General features: G+C 74.8%; 21 protein-coding genes. 11 read left to right on the forward strand and 10 right to left on the reverse strand.

From position 1 onward, the window contains the following. Nucleotides 1-9 precede the first annotated feature (9 nt). Entirely contained in the window at nucleotides 10-672 is a 663-nt protein-coding gene (locus tag K8Z49_RS46300; protein ID WP_021596169.1) for an LON peptidase substrate-binding domain-containing protein, read from the reverse strand. Nucleotides 673-863: 191 nt separating this feature from the next. Between K8Z49_RS46300 and K8Z49_RS46305 the strand changes: the two genes are divergently transcribed. The 9 genes from K8Z49_RS46305 (at nucleotide 864) to K8Z49_RS46345 (ending at nucleotide 7,982) form a co-directional block, all read left to right on the forward strand. Further along, nucleotides 864-1,676: a PhzF family phenazine biosynthesis protein gene (locus K8Z49_RS46305; protein ID WP_021596170.1), complete on the forward strand. Its 813-nt coding sequence runs from the start codon at nucleotides 864-866 to the stop codon at nucleotides 1,674-1,676. Nucleotides 1,677-1,742: 66 nt separating this feature from the next. Then, nucleotides 1,743-3,050, forward strand: a complete 1,308-nt coding sequence (hisD, locus tag K8Z49_RS46310) for a histidinol dehydrogenase (protein WP_111833099.1) — start codon at nucleotides 1,743-1,745, stop codon at nucleotides 3,048-3,050. Continuing rightward, on the forward strand, nucleotides 3,047-4,192 hold the full coding sequence (locus K8Z49_RS46315; RefSeq protein WP_412517069.1) for a histidinol-phosphate transaminase: 1,146 nt from the start codon (nucleotides 3,047-3,049) through the stop codon (nucleotides 4,190-4,192). The genes hisD and K8Z49_RS46315 overlap by 4 nt, the downstream gene beginning before the upstream one ends. After that, on the forward strand, nucleotides 4,189-4,782 hold the full coding sequence (gene hisB / locus K8Z49_RS46320; protein WP_021596173.1) for an imidazoleglycerol-phosphate dehydratase HisB: 594 nt from the start codon (nucleotides 4,189-4,191) through the stop codon (nucleotides 4,780-4,782). The genes K8Z49_RS46315 and hisB overlap by 4 nt, the downstream gene beginning before the upstream one ends. Nucleotides 4,783-4,784: 2 nt before the next feature. Next, on the forward strand, nucleotides 4,785-4,955 hold the full coding sequence (locus tag K8Z49_RS46325; RefSeq protein ID WP_021596174.1) for a hypothetical protein: 171 nt from the start codon (nucleotides 4,785-4,787) through the stop codon (nucleotides 4,953-4,955). After that, entirely contained in the window at nucleotides 4,952-5,587 is a 636-nt protein-coding gene (hisH, locus tag K8Z49_RS46330; RefSeq protein ID WP_412521299.1) for an imidazole glycerol phosphate synthase subunit HisH, read from the forward strand. The genes K8Z49_RS46325 and hisH overlap by 4 nt, the downstream gene beginning before the upstream one ends. 34 nt (nucleotides 5,588-5,621) lie before the next feature. Next, nucleotides 5,622-6,341, forward strand: coding sequence for a bifunctional 1-(5-phosphoribosyl)-5-((5-phosphoribosylamino)methylideneamino)imidazole-4-carboxamide isomerase/phosphoribosylanthranilate isomerase PriA (priA, locus tag K8Z49_RS46335; RefSeq protein WP_412517070.1), 720 nt, complete (start codon nucleotides 5,622-5,624; stop codon nucleotides 6,339-6,341). 16 nt (nucleotides 6,342-6,357) lie between these two features. Next, on the forward strand, nucleotides 6,358-7,119 hold the full coding sequence (gene hisF / locus K8Z49_RS46340; RefSeq protein WP_412517071.1) for an imidazole glycerol phosphate synthase subunit HisF: 762 nt from the start codon (nucleotides 6,358-6,360) through the stop codon (nucleotides 7,117-7,119). Between the two features lie 17 nt (nucleotides 7,120-7,136). Next, complete coding sequence (locus tag K8Z49_RS46345; protein ID WP_412517072.1) at nucleotides 7,137-7,982, forward strand: ATP-grasp domain-containing protein; 846 nt, start codon at nucleotides 7,137-7,139, stop codon at nucleotides 7,980-7,982. 14 nt (nucleotides 7,983-7,996) lie between these two features. Here K8Z49_RS46345 and K8Z49_RS46350 read toward each other — a convergent pair whose 3' ends face one another. The 3 genes from K8Z49_RS46350 to K8Z49_RS46360 are packed head-to-tail and all read right to left on the reverse strand — an operon-like array spanning nucleotide 7,997 to nucleotide 11,853. After that, nucleotides 7,997-9,688, reverse strand: a complete 1,692-nt coding sequence (locus K8Z49_RS46350) for a CocE/NonD family hydrolase (protein WP_412517073.1) — start codon at nucleotides 9,686-9,688, stop codon at nucleotides 7,997-7,999. Between the two features lie 60 nt (nucleotides 9,689-9,748). Continuing rightward, nucleotides 9,749-10,720, reverse strand: coding sequence for an acyl-CoA dehydrogenase family protein (locus K8Z49_RS46355; protein ID WP_024935559.1), 972 nt, complete (start codon nucleotides 10,718-10,720; stop codon nucleotides 9,749-9,751). After that, complete coding sequence (locus K8Z49_RS46360) at nucleotides 10,720-11,853, reverse strand: acyl-CoA dehydrogenase family protein (RefSeq protein ID WP_024935558.1); 1,134 nt, start codon at nucleotides 11,851-11,853, stop codon at nucleotides 10,720-10,722. The genes K8Z49_RS46355 and K8Z49_RS46360 overlap by 1 nt, the downstream gene beginning before the upstream one ends. A 170-nt stretch (nucleotides 11,854-12,023) precedes the next feature. Between K8Z49_RS46360 and K8Z49_RS46365 the strand changes: the two genes are divergently transcribed. After that, nucleotides 12,024-12,617: a hypothetical protein gene (locus tag K8Z49_RS46365; protein ID WP_161791027.1), complete on the forward strand. Its 594-nt coding sequence runs from the start codon at nucleotides 12,024-12,026 to the stop codon at nucleotides 12,615-12,617. Nucleotides 12,618-12,624: 7 nt separating this feature from the next. Here the strand turns inward: K8Z49_RS46365 and K8Z49_RS46370 are convergent, their stop codons facing one another. Both K8Z49_RS46370 and K8Z49_RS46375 read right to left on the reverse strand, forming a co-directional pair. Then, nucleotides 12,625-13,800, reverse strand: a complete 1,176-nt coding sequence (locus K8Z49_RS46370; protein WP_111833102.1) for a winged helix DNA-binding domain-containing protein — start codon at nucleotides 13,798-13,800, stop codon at nucleotides 12,625-12,627. A gap of 20 nt (nucleotides 13,801-13,820) precedes the next feature. Continuing rightward, entirely contained in the window at nucleotides 13,821-14,156 is a 336-nt protein-coding gene (locus tag K8Z49_RS46375; RefSeq protein ID WP_021600203.1) for a hypothetical protein, read from the reverse strand. A gap of 126 nt (nucleotides 14,157-14,282) precedes the next feature. Here K8Z49_RS46375 and K8Z49_RS46380 point away from each other — a divergent pair, with 126 nt between their 5' ends. Further along, nucleotides 14,283-14,927, forward strand: coding sequence for a hypothetical protein (locus K8Z49_RS46380; RefSeq protein WP_412517074.1), 645 nt, complete (start codon nucleotides 14,283-14,285; stop codon nucleotides 14,925-14,927). A 42-nt stretch (nucleotides 14,928-14,969) separates the two neighbouring features. On the opposite strand, the gene K8Z49_RS46385 is transcribed toward K8Z49_RS46380, so the two are convergent. The 4 genes from K8Z49_RS46385 to K8Z49_RS46400 all read right to left on the reverse strand — a co-directional run bounded on the left by K8Z49_RS46385 (nucleotide 14,970) and on the right by K8Z49_RS46400 (nucleotide 20,473). Beyond that, nucleotides 14,970-15,410, reverse strand: a complete 441-nt coding sequence (locus tag K8Z49_RS46385) for a hypothetical protein (protein ID WP_021600201.1) — start codon at nucleotides 15,408-15,410, stop codon at nucleotides 14,970-14,972. A gap of 87 nt (nucleotides 15,411-15,497) precedes the next feature. Further along, entirely contained in the window at nucleotides 15,498-16,754 is a 1,257-nt protein-coding gene (locus K8Z49_RS46390) for a hypothetical protein (protein WP_244938865.1), read from the reverse strand. A 63-nt stretch (nucleotides 16,755-16,817) separates the two neighbouring features. Next, entirely contained in the window at nucleotides 16,818-18,629 is a 1,812-nt protein-coding gene (locus K8Z49_RS46395) for an ABC transporter ATP-binding protein (RefSeq protein ID WP_021599521.1), read from the reverse strand. Further along, entirely contained in the window at nucleotides 18,626-20,473 is a 1,848-nt protein-coding gene (locus tag K8Z49_RS46400) for an ABC transporter ATP-binding protein (RefSeq protein ID WP_024936743.1), read from the reverse strand. Before K8Z49_RS46400 ends, K8Z49_RS46395 begins: the two co-directional genes overlap by 4 nt. Nucleotides 20,474-20,477 lie beyond the last annotated feature (4 nt).

Raw genomic sequence — 20,477 nt, forward strand, 5'->3', positions numbered from 1 at the left:
CGCGCGCGGTCAGTTGGGCGTGAACGACCCGTCGAGGAACTGCCCGGCGGGGATCGTCGGGAGCACGTCCAGGATGCGGTTCTCCCGGGCCAGCAGGTCCCGTTCCGCCTCCAGCCGCAGCGCCGCGTCCTCGCACTCCAGCAGGCGCTGCTTGTCGTGCCCGTCCAGGACGAGCGACGCCGCGATCGCGTACGACAGCGCGACCGGGTCGGCGGGCGGCTCGGCCCGGTCGAACGGCACGGCGCCGGCCGCGCCGAGCCGGTGCCGGTAGAGCCGGAACAGCCGGCGGACCCGGGCCGCGAGGGGGCCGGTGCCGGCGCCGCGCTCCTCGGGCAGGAACTCGACCTCGCCGCGCAGGTAGGGCCGGGAGCGGTCCAGCTCCTTCAGCCGGAACCGCCGGGTGCCGACCGTGACGATGTCGTAGCGCCCGTCCGGGTGCGGCGTCACCTCGCGCAGCTCGGCGACGCACCCGATCTCGGCGAGGCGGTGCGCGGCCCCCTCGCCGACCTCGTGGCCGAGCTCGATGCCGACGACGCCGAAGCCGCGCGGCTCGGGCTGTTCGAGGAGGTCGGCGATGAGACGGCGGTACCGGTCCTCGAACAGGTGCAGGGGGAGCACGAGCCCCGGGAACAGGACCGTGCCCAGGGGGAACAGGGCGAGCCGCTCGGTCACAGTCCACCCCCACGCTGCCGGGCGCACCGGGAGACGCCCTATCGCCGCCAGGGTACGTCCATATTGATGATCTTGGTAATGGTTGGTTTTTCACATTGTGAAGAGGGTCGGCGGTGGAAATGTGTCCGGCGGGCCACTTCCGGGGCATTGGCCATGCCGCCCGGCCGGCGCCGGTCGGTAGCGTCGGGGCCATGAGGATGCTGATCGTCGACGCCTTCGCCGCCCGCCCGTTCGCCGGCAACCCGGCCGGGGTGTGCCTGCTCGCGGACGCCGCCGACCCCGCGTGGATGCAGCAGGTCGCCGCGGAGATGAAGCACTCCGAGACCGCGTTCGTCCGCCCGGTCGACGATCCCGAAGCCGACTTCGAGCTGCGCTGGTTCACCCCCAACGCGGAGGTCGCCCTGTGCGGCCACGCCACCATGGGCACCGCCCACGCCCTCTTCGAGACCGGCATCGCCGAGGCCGGTGCCCCGATCCGGTTCCGGACCCTGAAGAGCGGCGTTCTCACCGTGACCCGCGACGGCGACGGCGGCCTGTCGATGGACTTCCCGTCGTGCCCGCCGGAACCGATCGACGTCCCGGGCGGGCTCGCCGAGGCGCTCGGCGTCCCGGTGTCCGCCGCCGGGCGCAACGTCCAGAACGACGTTCTCGCCGAGGTCGGCGACGAGGCGGCGGTCCGCGGCCTCGCCCCCGACATCGCGGCGCTCGGCCGGCTCGACGCCCGGGGCGTGATCGTCACCGCGGCGGCCGATCCCGGGCGGGAGCACGACTTCACGTCCCGGTTCTTCGCCGCCCGCCTCCTGCACGGCGACGGCGAGGACCCGGTGACCGGCTCCGCGCACTGCGCCCTCGCGCCCTACTGGGCGGAGCGCCTCGGCCGCGACACGCTGACCGGCTATCAGGCGTCCGAGCGCGGCGGACACGTCCGGGTGGCCCTGCGCGGCGACCGCGTGATCCTGTCCGGGCGGGCCGTCACCGTCCTGGACGGCACCCTGACCGCGTGACCGGCGCGGCGTCTCGGCACGTGAGACGGTGCGCGGGGGACCGAGGGCACTCCGTAGACTGGACGGGTGATTTCCCGTATCGACCTGCGCGGCTCGCTTCCCGGCGATCTGCGCTCCGTGCTGCCCCGCGCCGAACTCGACGTCGAGGCCGCCCTGGACAAGGTGCGGCCCATCTGCGAGGACGTGCGCCATCGCGGCTCGGCGGCGGTCCGGGAGCACACCAAGGCTTTTGACGGGGTCGGGCTGGAGAGCACGCGGGTCCCGGTCGAGACCGTCCACCGGGCCCTCGCCGCGCTCGACCCGGCCGTCCGGGACGCGCTGGAGGAGAGCATCCGCCGCGCCCGCGCCGTGCACCGCGCGCAGCGCCGCACCGACGTGACCACGCGGGTCGTGCCCGGCGGCACCGTCACCGAGAAGTGGATCCCGGTCGGGCGGGTCGGGCTGTACGTGCCGGGCGGGCGCGCCGTGTACCCGTCCAGCGTGGTGATGAACGTCGTCCCCGGGCAGGAGGCGGGCGTCGCCTCCCTCGCCGTCACCTCGCCGCCGCAGAAGGAGCACGGCGGCCTCCCGCACCCGGCCATCCTCGCGGCCTGCGCGCTGCTCGGGGTCGACGAGGTGCACGCCGCCGGGGGCGCGCAGGCGATCGCGATGTTCGCCTACGGGACGGACGAGTGCCCCCGCGCCGACCTCGTCACCGGTCCCGGCAACGTCTACGTCGCCGCCGCGAAGCGGCTGCTCAAGGGCGTGATCGGCATCGACGCCGAGGCCGGCCCGACGGAGATCGCGATCCTGGCCGACGGCACCGCCGACCCGGTGCACGTCGCCGCCGACCTGATCAGCCAGGCCGAGCACGACACGCTCGCCGCCGCCGTCCTCGTGACCGACTCGCCGCGGCTCGCCGACGACGTCGAGGCGGAGTTGAAAGCGCAGGTCGGGCGCACCAAGCACACCGAGCGGATCGCCGAGGCGCTCGCCGGGCGGCAGTCCGGCATCGTCCTCGTGGACGGCGTCGAGGACGGCCTGAAGGTCGTGGACGCCTACGCCGCCGAGCACCTGGAGATCCAGACCGCGGACGCCGCCGCCGTCGCCGCCCGCGTCCGCAACGCCGGCGCGATCTTCGTGGGCCCGCACGCGCCGGTGTCGCTCGGCGACTACCTGGCGGGGTCCAACCACGTCCTGCCGACCGGCGGGTGCGCCTGCCACTCCTCCGGGCTGTCGGTCCAGTCGTTCCTGCGCGGCGTGCACGTCGTCGAGTACGGCCGCGACGCCCTCGCCGAGGCGACCTCCCGGGTGGTCGCGCTCGCCGAGGCCGAGGACCTGCCCGCGCACGGCGCCGCCCTGAAGGCCCGCTTCGACTGGGAGATCCCTTCGTGACGTCCCTCAACGACCTGCCGCTCCGGGACGACCTGCGCGGCAAGGAGCCCTATGGCGCCCCGCAGCTGGACGTGCCGTACGCGCTGAACACCAACGAGAACCCGTACCCGCCGTCCGAGCGCCTGGTGAAGGCCGTCGGCGAGGCCGTCATGGACGTCGCCGGGTCGCTGAACCGCTACCCCGACCGGGACGCGGTCGCCCTCCGCGAGGACCTCGCCGCGTTCCTGAACGCCGACACCCCGGGCGCGGGCCTCGACGCCGGCCGGGTGTGGGCCGCCAACGGCTCCAACGAGATCATCCAGCAGATCCTGCAGGCGTTCGGCGGGACGGGCCGGACCGCGCTCGGCTTCGAGCCGTCCTACTCGATGCACCCGATCATCACCGGGGTGTCCGGGACGCGCTGGGTGAACGCCTTCCGCGACGAGGACTTCGGGCTCGACCCCGGCCGCGCCGTCGCCGCCGTCGAGGAGCACCGTCCCGACGTCGTGTTCCTCACCTCGCCGAACAACCCCACCGGCACCGCGCTGCCGCTCGGCGCCATCGAGGCCGTGCTGGAGGCCGCGCCCGGCATGGTCGTCGTCGACGAGGCGTACGCCGAGTTCCGCCGCGAGGGCACCCCGTCCGCGCTGACGCTGCTGGACGGCCATCCGCGGCTGATCGTCACCCGGACCATGTCGAAGGCGTTCGCGATGGCCGGGACCCGGCTCGGCTACCTGGCCGCCGACCCGGCCGTCGTCCAGGCACTGCAGCTCGTCCGGCTGCCCTACCACCTGTCGGCCGTCACCCAGGCCGTCGCGCGCACCGCCCTCGCCCACGGCGAGGAACTGCTCGGCGGCGTCGACGCCCTCCGCCGCGACCGCGACGACCTGGTCGCGTGGCTGCGCGCCGAGGGGTTCCGGGTGGCCGACTCCGACGCCAACTTCGTCCTGTTCGGGACGTTCCCCGGCCGCCGGAAGGTCTGGGAGGGCCTGCTCGCTCGCGGCGTGCTGATCCGGGAGGTGGGGCCGCCCGAATGGCTGCGGGTCAGCGTCGGCACCCCGGAGGAGATGGCCGCCTTCCGCACCGCCCTCCTCTCCGAGGGGGGACGGCCCCCCGCACGCCCCGAGACGGCTTCGTCGTCGACAGCGAAGGAGAACTCGTGACACGCAAAGGCCGCATCGAACGCGGGACCAAGGAGACCCAGGTCCTCGTCGAGATCGACCTGGACGGCACCGGCCAGGTCGACGTCGCGACCGGCGTGGGGTTCTTCGACCACATGCTGGCCCAGCTCGGCAAGCACGGGTCGTTCGACCTGACCGTCAAGACGGCGGGCGACCTGCACATCGACAGCCACCACACGATCGAGGACACCGCCATCGCGCTCGGCCAGGCGTTCCGCGAGGCGCTCGGCGACAAGGCGGGCATCCGCCGCTTCGCCGACGCCTCCATCCCGCTGGACGAGGCGCTCGCGCAGGTCACCGTGGACGTCTCCGGCCGCCCCTACCTGGTGCACGTGGAGCCGGACGGCATGGCCCCGATGATCGGCCCCGAGTACGACACCACCCTGACCCGGCACATCTTCGAGTCGTTCGTGTCGAACGCGCAGGTGGCGCTGCACGTCCACGTCCCGTACGGGCGCAACGCCCACCACATCGTGGAGGCGCAGTTCAAGGCCCTCGCCCGCGCACTGCGCGACGCCGTGGCGTTCGACCCGAAGGTGCACGGCATTCCTTCCACCAAGGGGGCTCTGTAGCCGTGCACATCGGCGACCTGCACTTCACCTACGGCAACGTGGTGATCTTCGCGGTGGCGGTGTTCCTGCTGGCGGGCGTCTACAGCTTCGTCAAGCAGGGCCTCAAGATCGCCGCGCTGATCCTCCTGGTCCTCGCCGGGCTGGCGTTCGCCGGGGGAGTGATGTGGCTGTGAAGGACGTCGTCATCCTCGACTACGGCTCGGGGAACCTGCGCTCGGCCGAGCGCGCCGTCGCCCGCGCGGGCGCGGAGGTGACCGTCACCGCCGACTGGGACGCCGCCCTCGCCGCCGACGGCCTGGTCGTCCCCGGCGTCGGCGCGTTCGCCGCCTGCATGGCGGGGCTGCGCGGCGTCCGCGGCGAGCAGATCATCGGCCGCCGCCTCGCCGGCGGGCGTCCCGTCCTCGGCATCTGCGTCGGCATGCAGATCCTGTTCTCCAAGGGCATCGAGCACGGCGTCACGACCGAGGGCTGCGACGAGTGGCCGGGCACGGTCGACCGCCTGAACGCGCCGGTCGTCCCGCACATGGGCTGGAACACCGTCGACGTCCCCGAGGGCTCGGCCCTCTTCCGCGGCCTGGAGGACGAGCGCTTCTACTTCGTCCACTCCTACGCGGCGCGCGCCTGGGAGCTGGAGCCCGACCCGACCGGCACCATCGAGCCGCCGCTGGTCACCTGGTCCGAGCACGGCGACCGGTTCGTCGCCGGCGTCGAGAACGGCCCGCTGTGCGCCACCCAGTTCCACCCGGAGAAGTCCGGCGACGCCGGCGCCGCACTCCTGCGCAGCTGGCTCGCCACCCTCGCCTGACCACCCGTCTCATCTGCATCGATAGGGTTTCCGCATGACTCTGACGCTCCTTCCCGCGGTCGACGTCGCCGGTGGCCAGGCGGTCCGCCTGGTGCAGGGCGAGGCCGGGACCGAGACCTCCTACGGCGCCCCGCTTGAGGCGGCGCTGGCCTGGCAGGAGGCGGGGGCGGAGTGGATCCATCTGGTCGACCTGGACGCGGCGTTCGGGCGCGGGTCCAACCGGGAGCTGCTCGCCGAGGTCACCGGGAAGCTGGACGTGAAGGTCGAGCTGTCGGGCGGCATCCGCGACGACGCGTCGCTGGAGGCGGCGCTGTCCACCGGCTGCGCCCGGGTCAACATCGGCACCGCCGCGCTGGAGGACCCGGACTGGTGCCGGAAGATCATCGCCTCCCACGGCGACAAGATCGCGGTGGGGCTGGACGTGCGGGGCACGACGCTGGCCGCGCGCGGCTGGACGCGGGAGGGCGGCGACCTCTGGGAGGTCCTCGCCCGCCTGGAGGACGACGGCTGCCCCCGGTACGTGGTCACCGACGTCACCAAGGACGGCACCCTCCGCGGCCCCAACACCGGCCTCCTGCGCGAGGTCTGCTCCCGCACCGACCGGCCCGTCATCGCGTCCGGCGGCGTGTCCTCGCTGGACGACCTGCGCGCGCTGGCCGGGCTGGTGGCCGACGGCGTCGAGGGCGCGATCGTCGGCAAGGCCCTGTACGCCCAGGCGTTCACGCTGGAAGAGGCCCTGGAAGCCGTCAAGTGAGCAGGGAGGCCGTGAAGTGACCGTGGCCGTGCGGGTGATCCCGTGCCTGGACGTCGACGCCGGGCGCGTCGTCAAGGGCGTCAACTTCCAGAACCTCCGGGACGCCGGCGACCCCGTCGAGCTGGCCGCCCGCTACGACGCCGAGGGCGCCGACGAGCTGACGTTCCTGGACATCACCGCGTCCAGCGCCGACCGCTCCACCACCTACGACGTGGTGCGGCGCACCGCCGAGCAGGTGTTCATCCCGCTGACCGTCGGCGGCGGCGTCCGCGCCGTCGAGGACGTCGACCGGCTCCTGCGCGCGGGCGCCGACAAGGTCTCGATCAACACCGCCGCCATCGCGCGCCCGGAGTTCCTGCGGGAGGCCGCGCACCGCTTCGGCTCCCAGTGCGTCGTCCTGTCGGTGGACGCCCGCCGCGCCGAGGGCACCGAGTCCGGTTTCGAGGTCACCACGCACGGCGGCCGCAAGGGGACGGGCATCGACGCGATCGAGTGGGCCCGCCGCGGCGAGGAACTGGGCATCGGCGAGATCCTGCTGAACTCCATGGACGCCGACGGCACCAAGGCCGGCTTCGACCTGGAGATGCTCCGCCGCGTCCGGGCGACCGTCTCCGTCCCGGTGATCGCGAGCGGCGGCGCCGGCGCCGTGGAGCACTTCGCCCCGGCCGTGGACGCGGGCGCGGACGCCGTCCTCGCCGCCAGCGTCTTCCACTTCGGCGAGCTGAAGATCCCCGAGGTCAAGGCCGCGCTGCGCGAGGCGGGCCACCCGGTCCGCTGAACGAGGAACCCCCCGAGATGACCATCGCGTTCGCGACGTGCTCCCTGCTGCCCGACGGGAGCGACGACGCCCGGATCCTGATCGGCGCCCTCGCGCGCCTCGGCGCCGCCGCCGAGCCCGCCGTCTGGGACGCCGACGTCGACTGGTCCCGCCACGACCTGGTCGTCGTCAGCTCCACCTGGGACTACCCCGGCCGCCGGGACCGGTTCGTCGCGTGGGCGGAGAGCCTGCCGCGCGTCCTCAACCCGGCCGGGATCATCCGCTGGAACACCGACAAGCGCTACCTCCGCGACCTCGCCGCCGCGGGCGTCCCGGTCGTCCCGACGCTGTGGGATCCGGGCGACATCCCGTCCGGATGGCCGGAGTACGTCATCAAGCCGGCCGTCTCGATCGGCTCCGCCGACACGGCCCGCTGGGGGCCGGGCGAGGAGGCCGCGGCCCGCGCCCACCTGCGCTCGCTCCGCGCCGCGGGCCGGACGGCGATGGTCCAGCCGTACCTGTCCGCGGTCGACACCGCCGGCGAGACGGCGCTGGTCTTCAGCGCGGGCGAGTACAGCCACGCCGCCCGCAAGGCGCGGATCCTCACCGCCGGCGCCGGCGTCGAGGGCCCCGTCAGGGACGATGCCACGCGCGGCCAGGTCACCCCGTGCACGGCGACCGAGGCCGAGCTGGACCTGGCGAGGCGCGCCCTGGCCGCCGTCCCGGGCGGCGAGGACCTCCTCTACGCCCGCGTCGACATGATCCCCGGCCCGGACGGCGCCCCGCTGATCATCGAACTGGAGCTGACCGAGCCCGCCCTGTACCTCCGGCACGCACCCGCCGCGGCCGAGAAGTTCGCGAAGGCCGTGCTGGCGCAGGTGTAGGCCGTCCGGTCAGGTCAGACCACGTCGTCCTCGGGGGCCGGAGCCGCGGTCTCGGGGGAGCGCTCGGCGATGGGCAGGATGACGGCGGACGGGTGGTCGGGGCTGTGGAAGACCTCCTGGTGGGCCTTGACCATGCGCGTGCCGGCGGTGGCCAGGGGGGCTCCGGTGCCGGGATTCGCGGCGACCTTGGGGTGGGCGCCGCTGGTGACGTGGACGCGGACGCGGTGCCCCCGCTGGAAGCGGTGGCCCGTGGGCCACAGGTCGACCGCCACTCGGAGCACGCCGTCCGGCCCCACGGGCTTCACCGCGGCGGCGGGCAGGCGCAGGCCCCCCTCGCAGACGTTGCGGGACGTCCCGTCCGGAGCGACGTCGCAGAGCCGGACGACGAAGTCGGTGTGCTCCCGGTCGGAGCGGACGAACAGGTCGGCGCCGACGGGGCCGATGACGTCCAGGTCGGCGGGCAGGGCGGGCGAGGTGAACACCAGGACGTCCGGGCGCCGCTCCAGGGGCCGGTTGTCGACCGGGCGGGAGCTGCCGAGCAGGGTGGGGCCGCCGAGCGCGGGGGTGGGGCGGGCCGGGTCGAAGGTGTAGGCGCTCGGCGGGTGGTCCTGCGGGCCGTCCTCGCCGAGGCCGCCGCCGGCGTGCAGGTGCCAGCGCGCCTGCCGCATGCCCGGCGGGGGCCAGTCTCGGTAGTTCCGCCACTCGCGGGCGCCGGTGACGTAGACGCGGACGGGGTCGCGCCGCAGCCCGGACGGGTCGCCCTGCAGGTGGGCGCGGAACCAGGCGAGCGACTCGCGGATCGCGGGCAGCCCGTGGCGGGCGTCGGTGTGCCACCAGGGCCCGATCGTCAGGTAGGGGGAGTGGCCGGCCGCGCGCAGCGCGAGATAGTCCTTGATCTCCCACGGCAGGAACACGTCGTACCAGCCGCCGAGCAGGCTGACGGGCGCGGCGACCTGGCCGACGGTGCCGCTGAAGTCGCGCCGGTCCCAGTAGCCGCCGGGGGCGGAGTGGTTGGCGAGGAGGTCCTGGTAGAAGCGCATGGGCGCGCCGCCGGCCAGCACGTCCAGCTCGGCCAGCGGGCGGCCGGACGCGGCGGCGCGGACGGCGCGGCGCCGCGACAGCAGCGGCGCGGTCAGCATGCCGAGGGGCCGCTGCTGCCGGTGCGTGAGGTCGGTCCAGGTGAGCGTGGACTCCAGCGCGAACGACCCGCCGACGTAGGCGGCGTCGCGGAAGGACGACGCGGTGATCTGCACCGACATCGCCTTCAGCTCGGGGCCCGCCTCGGCCGCGACCGCCCACGCCGCGTAGCCGAGGTAGCTGGGCCCGAACGTGGCGAACGCGCCGTGGAACCAGGGCTGCCGCTTCAGCCATTCCACGGTGACGAGCCCGTCGTCGCGCTCGCTGCCGAGCGGGTCGAACTCGCCGCCGGACCCGGACGTCCCGCGGGCGCTCTGCACGACCAGCTGGAACCCGAACGGGACGAACAGCAGGCCGTTGGCGAGGGCGGCGGGGCCGCGCCTGCCGTAGGGGGTCCGGACGAGGATCGTGGGCGGGCGCTCCACCCCGGACGGGACGTACCGGTCGGCGAGCAGCGTCACGCCGTCCGGCATGGTCACCGGCAGGTCGCGCTCGGCGGTGTAGCGGGCCAGCCCACGGGGGCGGGGAAGCCTGAGCTGCGGGGCCGGCAGTCGGTCCCAGGGCGCCATGCTGCCTCCGTACGTCGGCTACTCCCTAGTAAGGTAACCGGCCGCGCCGGTGCGCAACCGTCAGGCCCCGGTGATGAACGCCCACGGGTCGGGCGCGGCGGTGATCGCGGCGCCGAGCTCGTCCGCCCACGCGGCCTCGTTGCCGTACTCGTCCCGCCACGACCACAGCCGCAGCGTGACCTGGCGCAGGGCGTGCTCCTCGGTCACGCCGAGGGCCCCGTGCACCTGGTGCGCGATCGCCGCGACCGCGCCCGCCGCCCGCGACGCGTTCGCCTTGGCGGCGGCCACCGCGACCGGGTCGTCCGGGGCGCGGACGGCCGCCCGCACCGCGACGTCCGCGACCGTCGCCTCCCCGGCCAGCTCGGCCAGCATCTGCTGGACGGCCTGGAACCGGCCGATCGGCCGGCCGAACTGCTCGCGCTCGCCCGCGTACCGGACGGCGAGGTCCAGCGCCCGCCGCATCGCCCCGGTGAGCTGGACGGCCCGCGCGAGCGCCCCGAGCCGCCGCAGGTCCGGCGCGCCGGCCGGGGACGGCGCCGCCGCCTCCGCCCGGACGCCGGACAGGACGACCTCGTCGCGGGGCTCGCCCGCCACGTTGGCCCCCTCGGTGATCCGCGCCCGCGCGGGGTCGGCGGTGGCGACGAGGCCGTTGCCGAGGACGACGAGGCGCCGCGCCGACCGCGCCCACGGCACGCGGCGGAACGTTCCGGTCAGCGTCCAGCCGCCCCGGTCCCCGTCCACGTCCCCGTCCGAGGCCGCCTCGACCTCGCCGGACATGGCCGTGAGGGGGCCGTGCGGCACCGGCAGCCCGGCGCCGGCGAGCAGCCGCCCGGCCACCAGGGTCTCGGCGAGCGGCACGGCGGCCGCGTGGTATCCGGCGGCGCGCAGGACGGCGGCGGCGTCGGCGAGGGTGCCGCCGCTGCCGCCGGCCTCCTCGGGCACGCCGGCCAGCGCGAGCCCGGACGCCTCCAGCCCGGGCCACGGGTCGGCACCGGACAGGATCTCGCCCGCCGTCTCCTCCAGCAGCTCCATCAGCGCACCCCCAGCCCGCGGGCGACGATGCCGCGCAGGATCTCGTTCGTGCCGCCCCGCAGCGTGAACCCGGGCGCCTGGACGACCGCCCCGGCCAGCGCGCGGGCGAGCGGATCGGGGGACCCGGGATCGGGCTCCACCCCGGCGTGCTCGCGCGCCACCTCGATCACCTCGCGCTCGAACCGCGTCCCGAGGTCCTTGACGAGCGCGGCGGGCAGCTCGGGCGTCTCGCCCCGGGCGAGCGCGCCCGCGACGGCCAGGGACGCCTGCCGCAGCGACCACAGCCGCGCGGTCAGCCCGCCGAGCGCCCGCCGCGCGGCCGGCCCGCCGGCGCGGCCGTGCAGGAGCCGGACGAGCATGAACGTGCTGAGCAGCCGTTCGGGGCCGCTGCGCTCGTAGGCCAGCTCGGCGGTGACCTGCCGCCACCCGTCGCCGGCGCGCCCGAGGACCATCGCGTCCGGCACGAACACGCCGTCGAGCACCACCTCGTTGAAGTGGTGCTCGCCGGACAGGCCCCGGATCGGCCGGATCGCCACCCGTTCGTCCGGAAGCGTCACGATGAACTGGCTGAGGCCCTCGTGCCGGTCCCGGGCGGCGGGCGCGCTCCGGGCGAGGACGAGGATCGCGTGGGCGAGGTGGGCGCCGCTCGTCCACACCTTGGTGCCGCGGAGCCGCCAGCCGTCCCCGTCGCGTTCGGCGCGGGTGCGGACCGACGCCAGGTCGGACCCGGAGTCCGGCTCGCTCATCCCGATCGCGAAGAAGCACTCGCCGCGCGCGATCGCGGGAAGGAACCGCCGCTTCTGCTCCTCGGTGCCGTGGGCGAGGATGGACGGCCCGGTCTGCCGGTCGGCGATCCAGTGCGCGCCCACCGGCGCCCCGGCGGCCAGCAGCTCCTCGACCACCACGAACCGCTCCAGCGGCGACCGCCCGTGCCCGCCGTACTCCCGGGGAAGGGTCATGCCGACCCAGCCCCGCTCGCCCAGCAGCCGGCTGAACGCGGGGTCGGCCCCGGTCAGCCAGCTGTCGGCACGGGCCGTGAACGGCGTCTCCGCGAGGAACCCCCGGACCTGTGCCCGCAGCTCGGCGGTCCCGGGCGGCAGCGTCCCGGGCTCCAGGCCGGACGATGTCGTCACTTCCGCCTCCTTGTCCCAGGGCGACGTTACAGACGCGTCCCAAAGCCGCGATCAGCGGCCCCTTACCAGGGGGCTCCCTGGCGGGGTCCGTGGTTCTCTGGGATCGTTGTCGTTCCGCACAAGCGCTCCGCCGGGGGGAGAGAGTCATGTGGCCCGGGTCGAACGTACCGATGGGGCCCCCGCCCATGGGGCCGGGGCAGGCGGGGCCGGGCTGGGCGCCCGCGGCGCGCGTCAGGCCCGGCGCCGGCTGGTATCTCCTGCCGGTCGCCTTGATCGTGGTGGCCGCCGTGGGGTTCTTCACCCTCCTGGCGTTCCTGTGGGACGACTCCGAGGTCGCCGGCGGGCCGGCGGCCGTGGGCGACCCCGTGACCGGGGTGTCGGTCGAGCTGACCGAGGGCTACGGGTACTTCGTCTACGTCCGCACGGGCGGCCCGTCGCCGTACGCGTGCCGGGTGGAGGCGGGGCAGGAGTCCGGGCCGGTCCGGCTGACGAGGAAGAACTCCTGGAGCGCCTCGGACCGCGCGTCCTACCGCTACACCGCCACGTTCGAGGCGCCGGTGTCCGGCTCCGCCCGGCTGACCTGCCGCGGCACCGACGGCGTGATCCTGGTGACGCCGGACGACACCGCCCACGGCTACCTCGGCCTCGCCCTGCTGGTCGCGCTGGGCCTCGGCGTGCTCGCCGCGCTCGCGTTCGTCGTCATCCTCGTGCGGCGCGGCGGCGCCAAGCGCAGGGCCGCCCTCACCGCCGGGCCCTACCGCTGACGGCGTCTCAGGCCGTCAGCTCCCGCTCCAGCGGGGTGCGGAACCGGGGGGTCGCGCGGACGTCGCCGTACCAGGCCGCCATCCGCTCGGCCTCGCGCGCGACCGCCGCCTCGGCGTCGGAGCCGGCGTCCTCCAGGAGGCGGACGGCGATCTCGCCGTCCTTGCGCTGCGCCCAGCCGCCGACGACGCGGCCGTCCCACCAGACGGACGGGCCGATGTTGCCGTTCCGGTCGAAGAGCGCCGGGCCGTGGCCGCCGAGGAACCAGCCGCGCTCCTGCCAGCCCATCGGGGTCGGGTCGAGCGCGGGCAGCAGCGCCGCCCACGGCTCCGGCGCGGGCGCGGGCTCCAGGTCGTCCGACAGGACGAGGCCGGTGGTCCCGCCGAGGTCGACCTCGGTGACGTCCAGCAGGGCGAGCGCCTTCTTGACGTCGCCGGCGTTCCAGCCCGTCCACCACTTCAGGTCGGCGGCCGGGGCGGGCCCGAACGCGCGCAGCCAGCGGCGGGCGAGGTCGGCGCGGGCCTCGGCGGCCGGGACGTCCGCGACGCCGTCCGGCAGCCACGCCTCGACGGGCGACCACCGGTACTGGCTGCTGGTCCACGACCCGTTCGGGCGGCCTCGCACGATGCGGCCCTCGCAGCCGAGCGTGACCAGGACCCACGTGGTGATGTTCCCGGGTCGCGAGTAGGACTTGCCGGGCGCCGGGTCGACCTGCGTCCGCAGCAGCGGCACGTCCGCCGAGAGCTGCGCGCCCGTCGCCTCCCCGCGCGCCAGCAGCGCCCGGTGCGCGGCCTCCGCGGCCTCGGCGAACAGGGCCGGCGCGTCGGCGACGTCGCCGCCGCGCTCGATGATCCGCGTGTAGGTGGCGCGCTGCTTCACCGCCAGGCCGTTCGCGGTGGACGCCTGCAGGACGGGCACGAGGTCGGTCGGCGCGACGAACATCGTCCGGCGCATGGCGAGCATCCGCAGCAGCGTGCGGTCGTGGTACAGGGCCTTCTCCACCGCCTCCGGAACGGCGCCGGGGCTGCGCGCCGCGACCGACAGGAACACGGTCGCCGGATCCGTGGCGTGCAGCACCACCATCGAGCGGACGATGTCGAGGACGTCGTCGGTCCTGGCCTGGGCGGAGAGCCGGTGGCGGAGCGCGAGCCGGGCCCGCCGCTCCGCCACGGTGATCGAACGCATGAACGAATGATAGAGGGCGGTCAGCCGCTGTTGGAGATCTTCACGACGACCTGGTCCTTGGTGACCGACTGTACCGAGACGTCGAACCCCTCGGCCTGCTCGCCCTCGCCGACCGGGACGGTGACGGTCTGCCCGCCGATCTTCAGGGTGACCATCTGGCCCTCCACCTTCACCAGCTCGGCCTTCACGCCGAGGATGGACGCGCTCGCGTCCACGCCGCGGTCGAAGGTCACCGTGCAGGCGTTGACGCTGCAGTTGGTCTCGCTGTTCTCGCCGCCGCACCCGGCCAGCACGCCGAGGGGCAGGAGGGCGAACGGGAGTACGGCCAGCTTCCGCCGAACGGGAAAGGAGGTCATGCGAGGGAGTCTAGGCGGGCGGCGCGCGCCCCCGCCCCCTCCGTGAGGCGGAACTGTCCACCGCGAATGTCGTACCGCGCGGTGATGGCGCTGGATCTCCGGATGACCCCGTGTTTCGCTGGACCGGTGAACATCGACGATGCCGTTGAGGCGCCGGTGCTCGGACCGGTGGTGTGCGCCGCGCTCGGCATGGAGGCGCGGGCGGTGCGGCGCGGCCTCACCCGCACGCCCGTCGTGGTCGTCGGCTACCGCGCCCGGCACGCCGCCCGGCTTCCGGGCGCCTGCGCCGCCCTCGTCACCGTCGGCTTCGGCGGCGCGCTCGACGAGCGCCTGCGGCCCGGCGACGTGCTCGTCGCCGACGAGATCCGCGGCCCCGAGCCGGACGCGGCGGCGAGGCCGTGCTCGGCTCCGCGGCTGCTCGCCGCGGAGCTGATCCGGGACGGCCTGAGCGTGCAGACCGGCCCCCTGGTCACCACCGACCACGTCGTCCGCGGCGGGGAGCGCGCCCTGTGGGCCGCGCGCGGCGCCCGGGCGGCGGACATGGAGTCGGCCGTCGTCGCCGCCCGCGCCGGCGGCCTGCCGGTCGCCGCCGTCCGCGTCGTCGTCGACGGGCCCGGCCACCCGCTGTGGCATCCGGGCATGATCGGCCGCGGGCTGGCGGGGCGCCGCGTCCTGGCCCGCATCGGGCCGGCCCTGGAGCGCTGGAGCGTCCTGCTCGTCCGCGGTGAGGAGGACTCGGGCGACCGGCCGGCCGCGCCCCGCATGCCCTGAATCCGCGGGTGCGGCCTCCGCCGCCCGGACGTCCGGTGAGGATCAGCCGTGGCCCGAGCCGTGACCGCCGCCCCCGCCGGTGCCGTGGTCGTCGCCATGGACGATCTTGCCGCCCAGGTCCTTGCGCAGCCCCTCCAGGGTCTTCTGCTGGCTGACGACCACCCAGCGCGCCCCCACCAGGTACACCCCGCCCCAGGGCTTGGCCTCCTCCAGCCACGCGTGCATGCCCTTGTCGGTGGTGAAGCTGAGCAGCACGAAGCGTCCCTGAGAGGTCTTGCAGTTGCCCTGCTCCAGGTCCTTGACCTTCCGCTTTCCGGTCACGGAGCAGTCGGTCTGCTTGGCCAGCTCCGCCAGCGTCGCCGGCTTGGCGGTCTTGCCGTCCGACGCGTCCGACGCGGAACAGCCGGCCGCCAGCGGCAGCGCCAGCACGGCCGCGCACAGCGGCACCGTCTTCATCAGGCCGAGATGGTGTCGGGAGACCATCGCTCTTCCTCTCCGGGGTTGAGACGCGCGATTCGAGTGGGAAGTACGCGTCCGGCCCCGGGGAGGTTCATTCGGCCCGGCGGGGGCTCAGGTCAGGAGGCGGGCGCCCGCGGCGGCGCGGACGTCGGGGTCCTCGGCGGCGTCCTGCTGGAGCCGCCGCAGCCGCAGCTGCGTCTCGCGCGTGAGCGGCGCGAACCGGGCGGCCTCGGCCCGCACGCCGTCCTCGCAGTCCCAGAGCCCTTCGGCCGTGTAGGACTCGGCGGTGTGCGGGGCGGTTCTCGTCAGCGCCGTCAGGATGCGGGGTCTCAGATAGGCATAGGTGGATTCGGTCCAAGCGGTCTTCAGCAGCGGGACGGCCTCGCCCGCGCGCAGCCGCCCGAGCCCTTCGACCGGGCTGGCGGCGTCGGCCCAGTCGCGCCGGGCGACCGCCCCGTTCAACTCGTCCATCAGCAGCGGGATGTCCTGCCGGGTGCCGTACCGGGCGAGGATCCGCAGGCCCATGTCGGCGCACCCGCCGCGCTCGGCCGCCCACGCCCGCGCCCGCGGCAGCGTCTCCGGCCCGTACTCCCGCAGCGCCCGGCACACCGCGCCGCCGAACCGGCTCGGCCGCTGCGGCAGCAGCTCCTCCGCCAGGTCCAGCAGCGCCAGCGTCCGCCGCCGGCCCAGCTCGAAGATCGCCGCGATGGCGCCCTCGCCCCGCCGCCTGGCGAGCTCCAGCAGCTCGGCGTCGCTCTGCCGGGCGCGCCCCGGGGCGGTGACCACCGCGCGGCGCGCCGCCAGCCCCGCCTCCCGCTGCCGCGCCAGCGCCCCCGCCACCCGCGGCTGCCGCGCCGCCCACGCCTCGATCACCGGGTTGCGCCCCGCCGGTATCAGCAGCGCCAGGTCCGCGTCGTCGCACCTCGCGGCGACCAGCTCGTCCAAACCGGTGGTCAGTGCGGGGTCTTCGAGGTCGATGAGTTCGGCGACCGCGTCGAACCACTGCGCGCCCTCCTCGGCGTACCGGCGCAGCGGCGCCGCCGCCTCCCGCCGGCTCAGCCGCACCAGGTCCGCGAGGACGCCCAGCGCCAGATCGACCCGCCACTCGTCGGGATCGGTATGGTCGGACGGATCGAACAGATGTTCGGCGACCGGTCCGACCGATAGCTCCAGATCGACCATCAACCGGGCGTAATACAGGCGCCGTGACTCGCATTGGCGATCCCACCGCGGATCCCTCCGCACGCACTCGTACACGTACTCGCCCGCGCCGGGCCTGTCCGCCGCGCGCCGCGCGGCCCTCCCGAGCCCCCGCTGCAGTTGACCGTGCAGCGTGCCCGCCGATTCCAACACGACCTCGTTACTCACCCCAGCAGAATGCGCACGAGAGTAGATAACGGGCAAGTGCTTTACCCCAGGTAGTCATGTCCTTCACAGGGTCCTCTGGGCTCTCCAGGAGGCGTGGAGGTCGGCGTACACGCCCGGCCGGGCGACCAGCGCGGCGTGGGGGCCGCGCTGGACGATGCGCCCCGCCTCGAAGACGATCACCTCGTCGGCCGCCTCCGCCGTGGACAGGCGGTGCGCGATGGAGATGGCTGTGCGGCCCCGGGTAGCCCCGTCCAGCGCCCGCTGGATCCGGACCTCGGTGGCCGGGTCGACGGCGGACGTCGCCTCGTCCAGGACGAGCAGGTCCGGGTCGGCGATGTAGGCGCGGGCCAGCGCGACGAGCTGGCGCTCGCCCGCCGACAGCGACTCGCCGCGCTGCCCGACCGGCGTGCCGAGGCCCTGGGGGAGCCCGTCGAGCCAGTCGGCGAGCCCGAGCTCGGTGAGCGCGAGGAGGAGGTCCTCGTCGGTCGCGTCCGGGCTCCCGTACCTGATGTTGTCGGCGAGCGAGGCGTCGAACAGGAACCCGTCCTGCGGCACCATCACGATCCGCTCGCGCAGCGAGGAGAACCGGACGCGGTCCAGCGGCACCCCGTCCACGAGGATCCGGCCGGAGACCGGGTCCATGAGGCGGGTGAGGAGCTTGGCGAACGTCGTCTTGCCCGAGCCCGTCTGCCCGACGATCGCGACGCGGCCGCGCGGCGCGATGTGGGCGTCCACGTCGTGCAGGACGGGCGGGCCGCCCGGGTAGGCGAACCCGACGGACTCGAACCGCACCTCGATCGGGCCGCGCGGCAGCGTCTCGCCCGCGTCGCCGGGGTCGGCGACGTCGGGGACGGTGTCCAGCACGCCGAGGACCCGCCGCCAGCCCGCGATCGCGTTCTGCCCCTCGTTGAGGACCTCCGTCGCCGTCTGCATCGGGCTGACGAACAGGGTGACCAGGAACAGGAACGCGACCAGCCTGCCCGCCGACACCTCCCCGGCGATGCCGAGGAGCGTCCCGGCGATGACGACGGCGGCGATGGCGAGCGCCGCGACCAGCTCGCTGACCGGGAACGTGAGCGCGACCATCGCCTGCGCGCGGGCCTGCGACGAGCGGTAGGCCTCCACGGTGTCGTCCACCCGCCGGCCGGTGCGCTCCTCCGACGCGTACGCGCGGATGACCGGCGCGCCCACGACGGACTCGCTGACCGCCGCCAGCAGGTCGCCCATCCGCTCCCGCACCCGCATGTAGGCCTTCGACAGGATCCGCTGGAAGCGGCGCAGCGCGAACGCCAGCGGCACGAACGCCGCCCACACCAGCAGCGCCAGCTGCCACGAGTACACGACCATCAGCACGCTCGCCACGATCAGCTGGCCCATCGAGACGATGAACATCAGCCCGCCCGACTGCATGAACTGGCTGATCTGGTCGACGTCGCTCGTCACCCGCGACACGAGCGCCCCGCGGCGCTCGCCGCTCTGGGTGAGCATCGACAGGTCGTGGACGTGCCGGAACGCCTTCACGCGCAGCCCCGCGAGGCCGCCCTCGGACGTCTTGTACAGCCGGACGTTCATCAGGTACGCGCACACCGCCGTCAGCAGCACGGCGCCCGCGCACAGCAGCACCGCCGTCCGGATGAAGGCGATGTCGGGGCCGCCCGGCCGCCCGAGGCCCTTGTCGATCGTCTGCTGGACGGCGATCGGCACCACCACCCGCCCGGCCGTCGAGACCAGCGCGAGCGCCAGCGTCCCGGCCAGGCCCGCGCGGAACTCGGGACTCAGCCCCAGCCCGCGCCGGAGCGTGCGGATCGCGCCGTCGGCGGCGGCGTCGCCGAGTCCGCCGGATGTCGCCGCGCGGGCCGTCTCCGTCACCGTCATGCCAGGGCCTCCTCGCCGCCTTCGACCGCTTCCTGCTCCGCCTCGGCCCGCTCGTAGGCGTTGACGAGGTTGCGGTAGCCCTCGGAACGCTCCAGCAGGTCGGCGTGGGCGCCGCGGGCGATGACGCGGCCGTGCTCCATGTACACGACCTCGTCGGCCAGCGCGATCGTCGCCTTGCGGTAGGCGACGACCACTACGGTCGCGCCGCCCGCCTCGCCCGACTGCGCCTCCTGGAGGCTCTGCAGGATGCGCGCCTCGACCTGCGGGTCGACGCTGGACGTCGCGTCGTCCAGGACGAGGAGCCGCGGCCGGCGCGCCAGTGCCCGCGCCAGCGCGAGGCGCTGCCGCTGGCCGCCCGACAGGGTCGCCCCGCGCTCGCCCACCCTCGTGTCGAGCCCGTCGGGGAGGGCGGCGACGAACCCGTCGGCCTGGGCGAGCCGCAGCGCCTCCCAGACCCTCTCGTCCGGCATGCCGAGGCCGAGCGTCACGTTGCCGCGGACGGTGTCGTCGAACAGGAACGTCTGCTGCGGGACGAGCGCCGCCGTCGCCGCGACCCCGCCGCGCTCGACGTCCCGCAGGTCGACGCCGTCCAGCAGGACGGACCCGTCGGCCGGGTCGACCAGCCGGACGAGCAGCGAGGTCAGCGTGGACTTGCCCGAGCCCGTCGGGCCGACGATCGCGATGGTCCGGCCGGGGGACGCGGCGAACGACACGTCGTGCAGGACGCGGTGCGGGGCGTCCCCCTCGCCCGCCCCCTCGTAGGCGAACCGGATCTCGCGGACCTCCATCTCGGTCGCCGTGCCGGAGCCGTCCAGCGAGCGGTCCCCGTACGGGAGGGACCCGGTGGCGTCCAGGACGCCGCGGACCCGCCTCCACCCGACGACACTGCGCGGCACCTCCCCGAGCACCCAGCCCAGCGCGCGGATCGGCCACGACAGCAGCGTGAACAGGTAGGCGACGTTCACCAGGTCGCCCGCCGACATGGCGCCCGACTCCAGCCGCAGCGAGCCGATCAGCAGGACGGCGAGCACGCCCAGGTTCGGCAGCGCCTCCAGCACCGGGTCGAAGAGCCCGCGGATCCGGCCGACCGCGATGTTGGCGTCCCGCAGCGCCCGCGCCCGCTCCGCGAACCGCTCGGTCTCCGCCGCCTCCCGGCCGAGGGTCTTGACGACCAGGCCGCCCTCGAAGCTCTCGTGCGCGACCTCGCTGACCTCGGCGCGCAGCTGCTGCGCCCGGGTCGCCACCGGGGACAGCCGCCGCTGGTAGACGACGTTGATGAGCGCCACGGCGGGGAAGACCAGGAAGCCGACCGCGGCGATGACCACGTCGGTGACCAGGATCGACACGGCCGCGATCAGCAGCATGAACACGACGCCGACCGCCATCGGCAGCGGCGCGATCGGCGCCCACACCGCCTCCACGTCGGCGTTGGCGTTCGACAGCAGCTGCCCGGTCGGGTGCCGGTGGTGCCATGCCAGCGGCAGCCGCAGGTACTGCCGGGTCACCGAGCGGCGGTAGGACGCCTGCATCCGGTACTGCATGAGCCCGGCGTAGAAGCGGCGGCCCGCGACGCCGAGCGCCTTCAGCAGCGCCACCGCCATGATGAGGGCGGCGGCCCCGGCGAGCGCCCCCGCCGTCGTGCTCCCGGACGCGAACGCCGGCAGCACGACCTCCTCGGTGGTCCAGCCGAGCACCTGCGCGGTCGCCACCGTCATCACCGCGTACAGGGCGCTCGCGAGCACCGACGCCGTGAAGACCCGGGGCTCGGCCTTCACGGCCACCCACAGCACGCCGAGCCCTTCTCTCAGGACATGCGGGCTGACGCGTCTGGAAGCTGGTGGCACGGCA

The organism is Actinomadura madurae (assembly GCF_047130825.1).
Taxonomy (GTDB): Bacteria; Actinomycetota; Actinomycetes; order Streptosporangiales; family Streptosporangiaceae; genus Spirillospora; species Spirillospora madurae.

Coding starts and splice junctions, on each gene's coding strand:
- K8Z49_RS46305 (WP_021596170.1), top strand. CDS start 864: ATGAGGATGCTGATCGTCGACGCCTTCGCCGCCCGCCCGTTCGCCGGC.
- priA (WP_412517070.1), top strand. CDS start 5,622: ATGACTCTGACGCTCCTTCCCGCGGTCGACGTCGCCGGTGGCCAGGCG.
- K8Z49_RS46345 (WP_412517072.1), top strand. CDS start 7,137: ATGACCATCGCGTTCGCGACGTGCTCCCTGCTGCCCGACGGGAGCGAC.
- K8Z49_RS46350 (WP_412517073.1), bottom strand. CDS start 9,688: ATGGCGCCCTGGGACCGACTGCCGGCCCCGCAGCTCAGGCTTCCCCGC.
- K8Z49_RS46355 (WP_024935559.1), bottom strand. CDS start 10,720: ATGGAGCTGCTGGAGGAGACGGCGGGCGAGATCCTGTCCGGTGCCGAC.
- K8Z49_RS46365 (WP_161791027.1), top strand. CDS start 12,024: ATGGGGCCCCCGCCCATGGGGCCGGGGCAGGCGGGGCCGGGCTGGGCG.
- K8Z49_RS46370 (WP_111833102.1), bottom strand. CDS start 13,800: ATGCGTTCGATCACCGTGGCGGAGCGGCGGGCCCGGCTCGCGCTCCGC.
- K8Z49_RS46375 (WP_021600203.1), bottom strand. CDS start 14,156: ATGACCTCCTTTCCCGTTCGGCGGAAGCTGGCCGTACTCCCGTTCGCC.
- K8Z49_RS46385 (WP_021600201.1), bottom strand. CDS start 15,410: ATGGTCTCCCGACACCATCTCGGCCTGATGAAGACGGTGCCGCTGTGC.
- K8Z49_RS46395 (WP_021599521.1), bottom strand. CDS start 18,629: ATGACGGTGACGGAGACGGCCCGCGCGGCGACATCCGGCGGACTCGGC.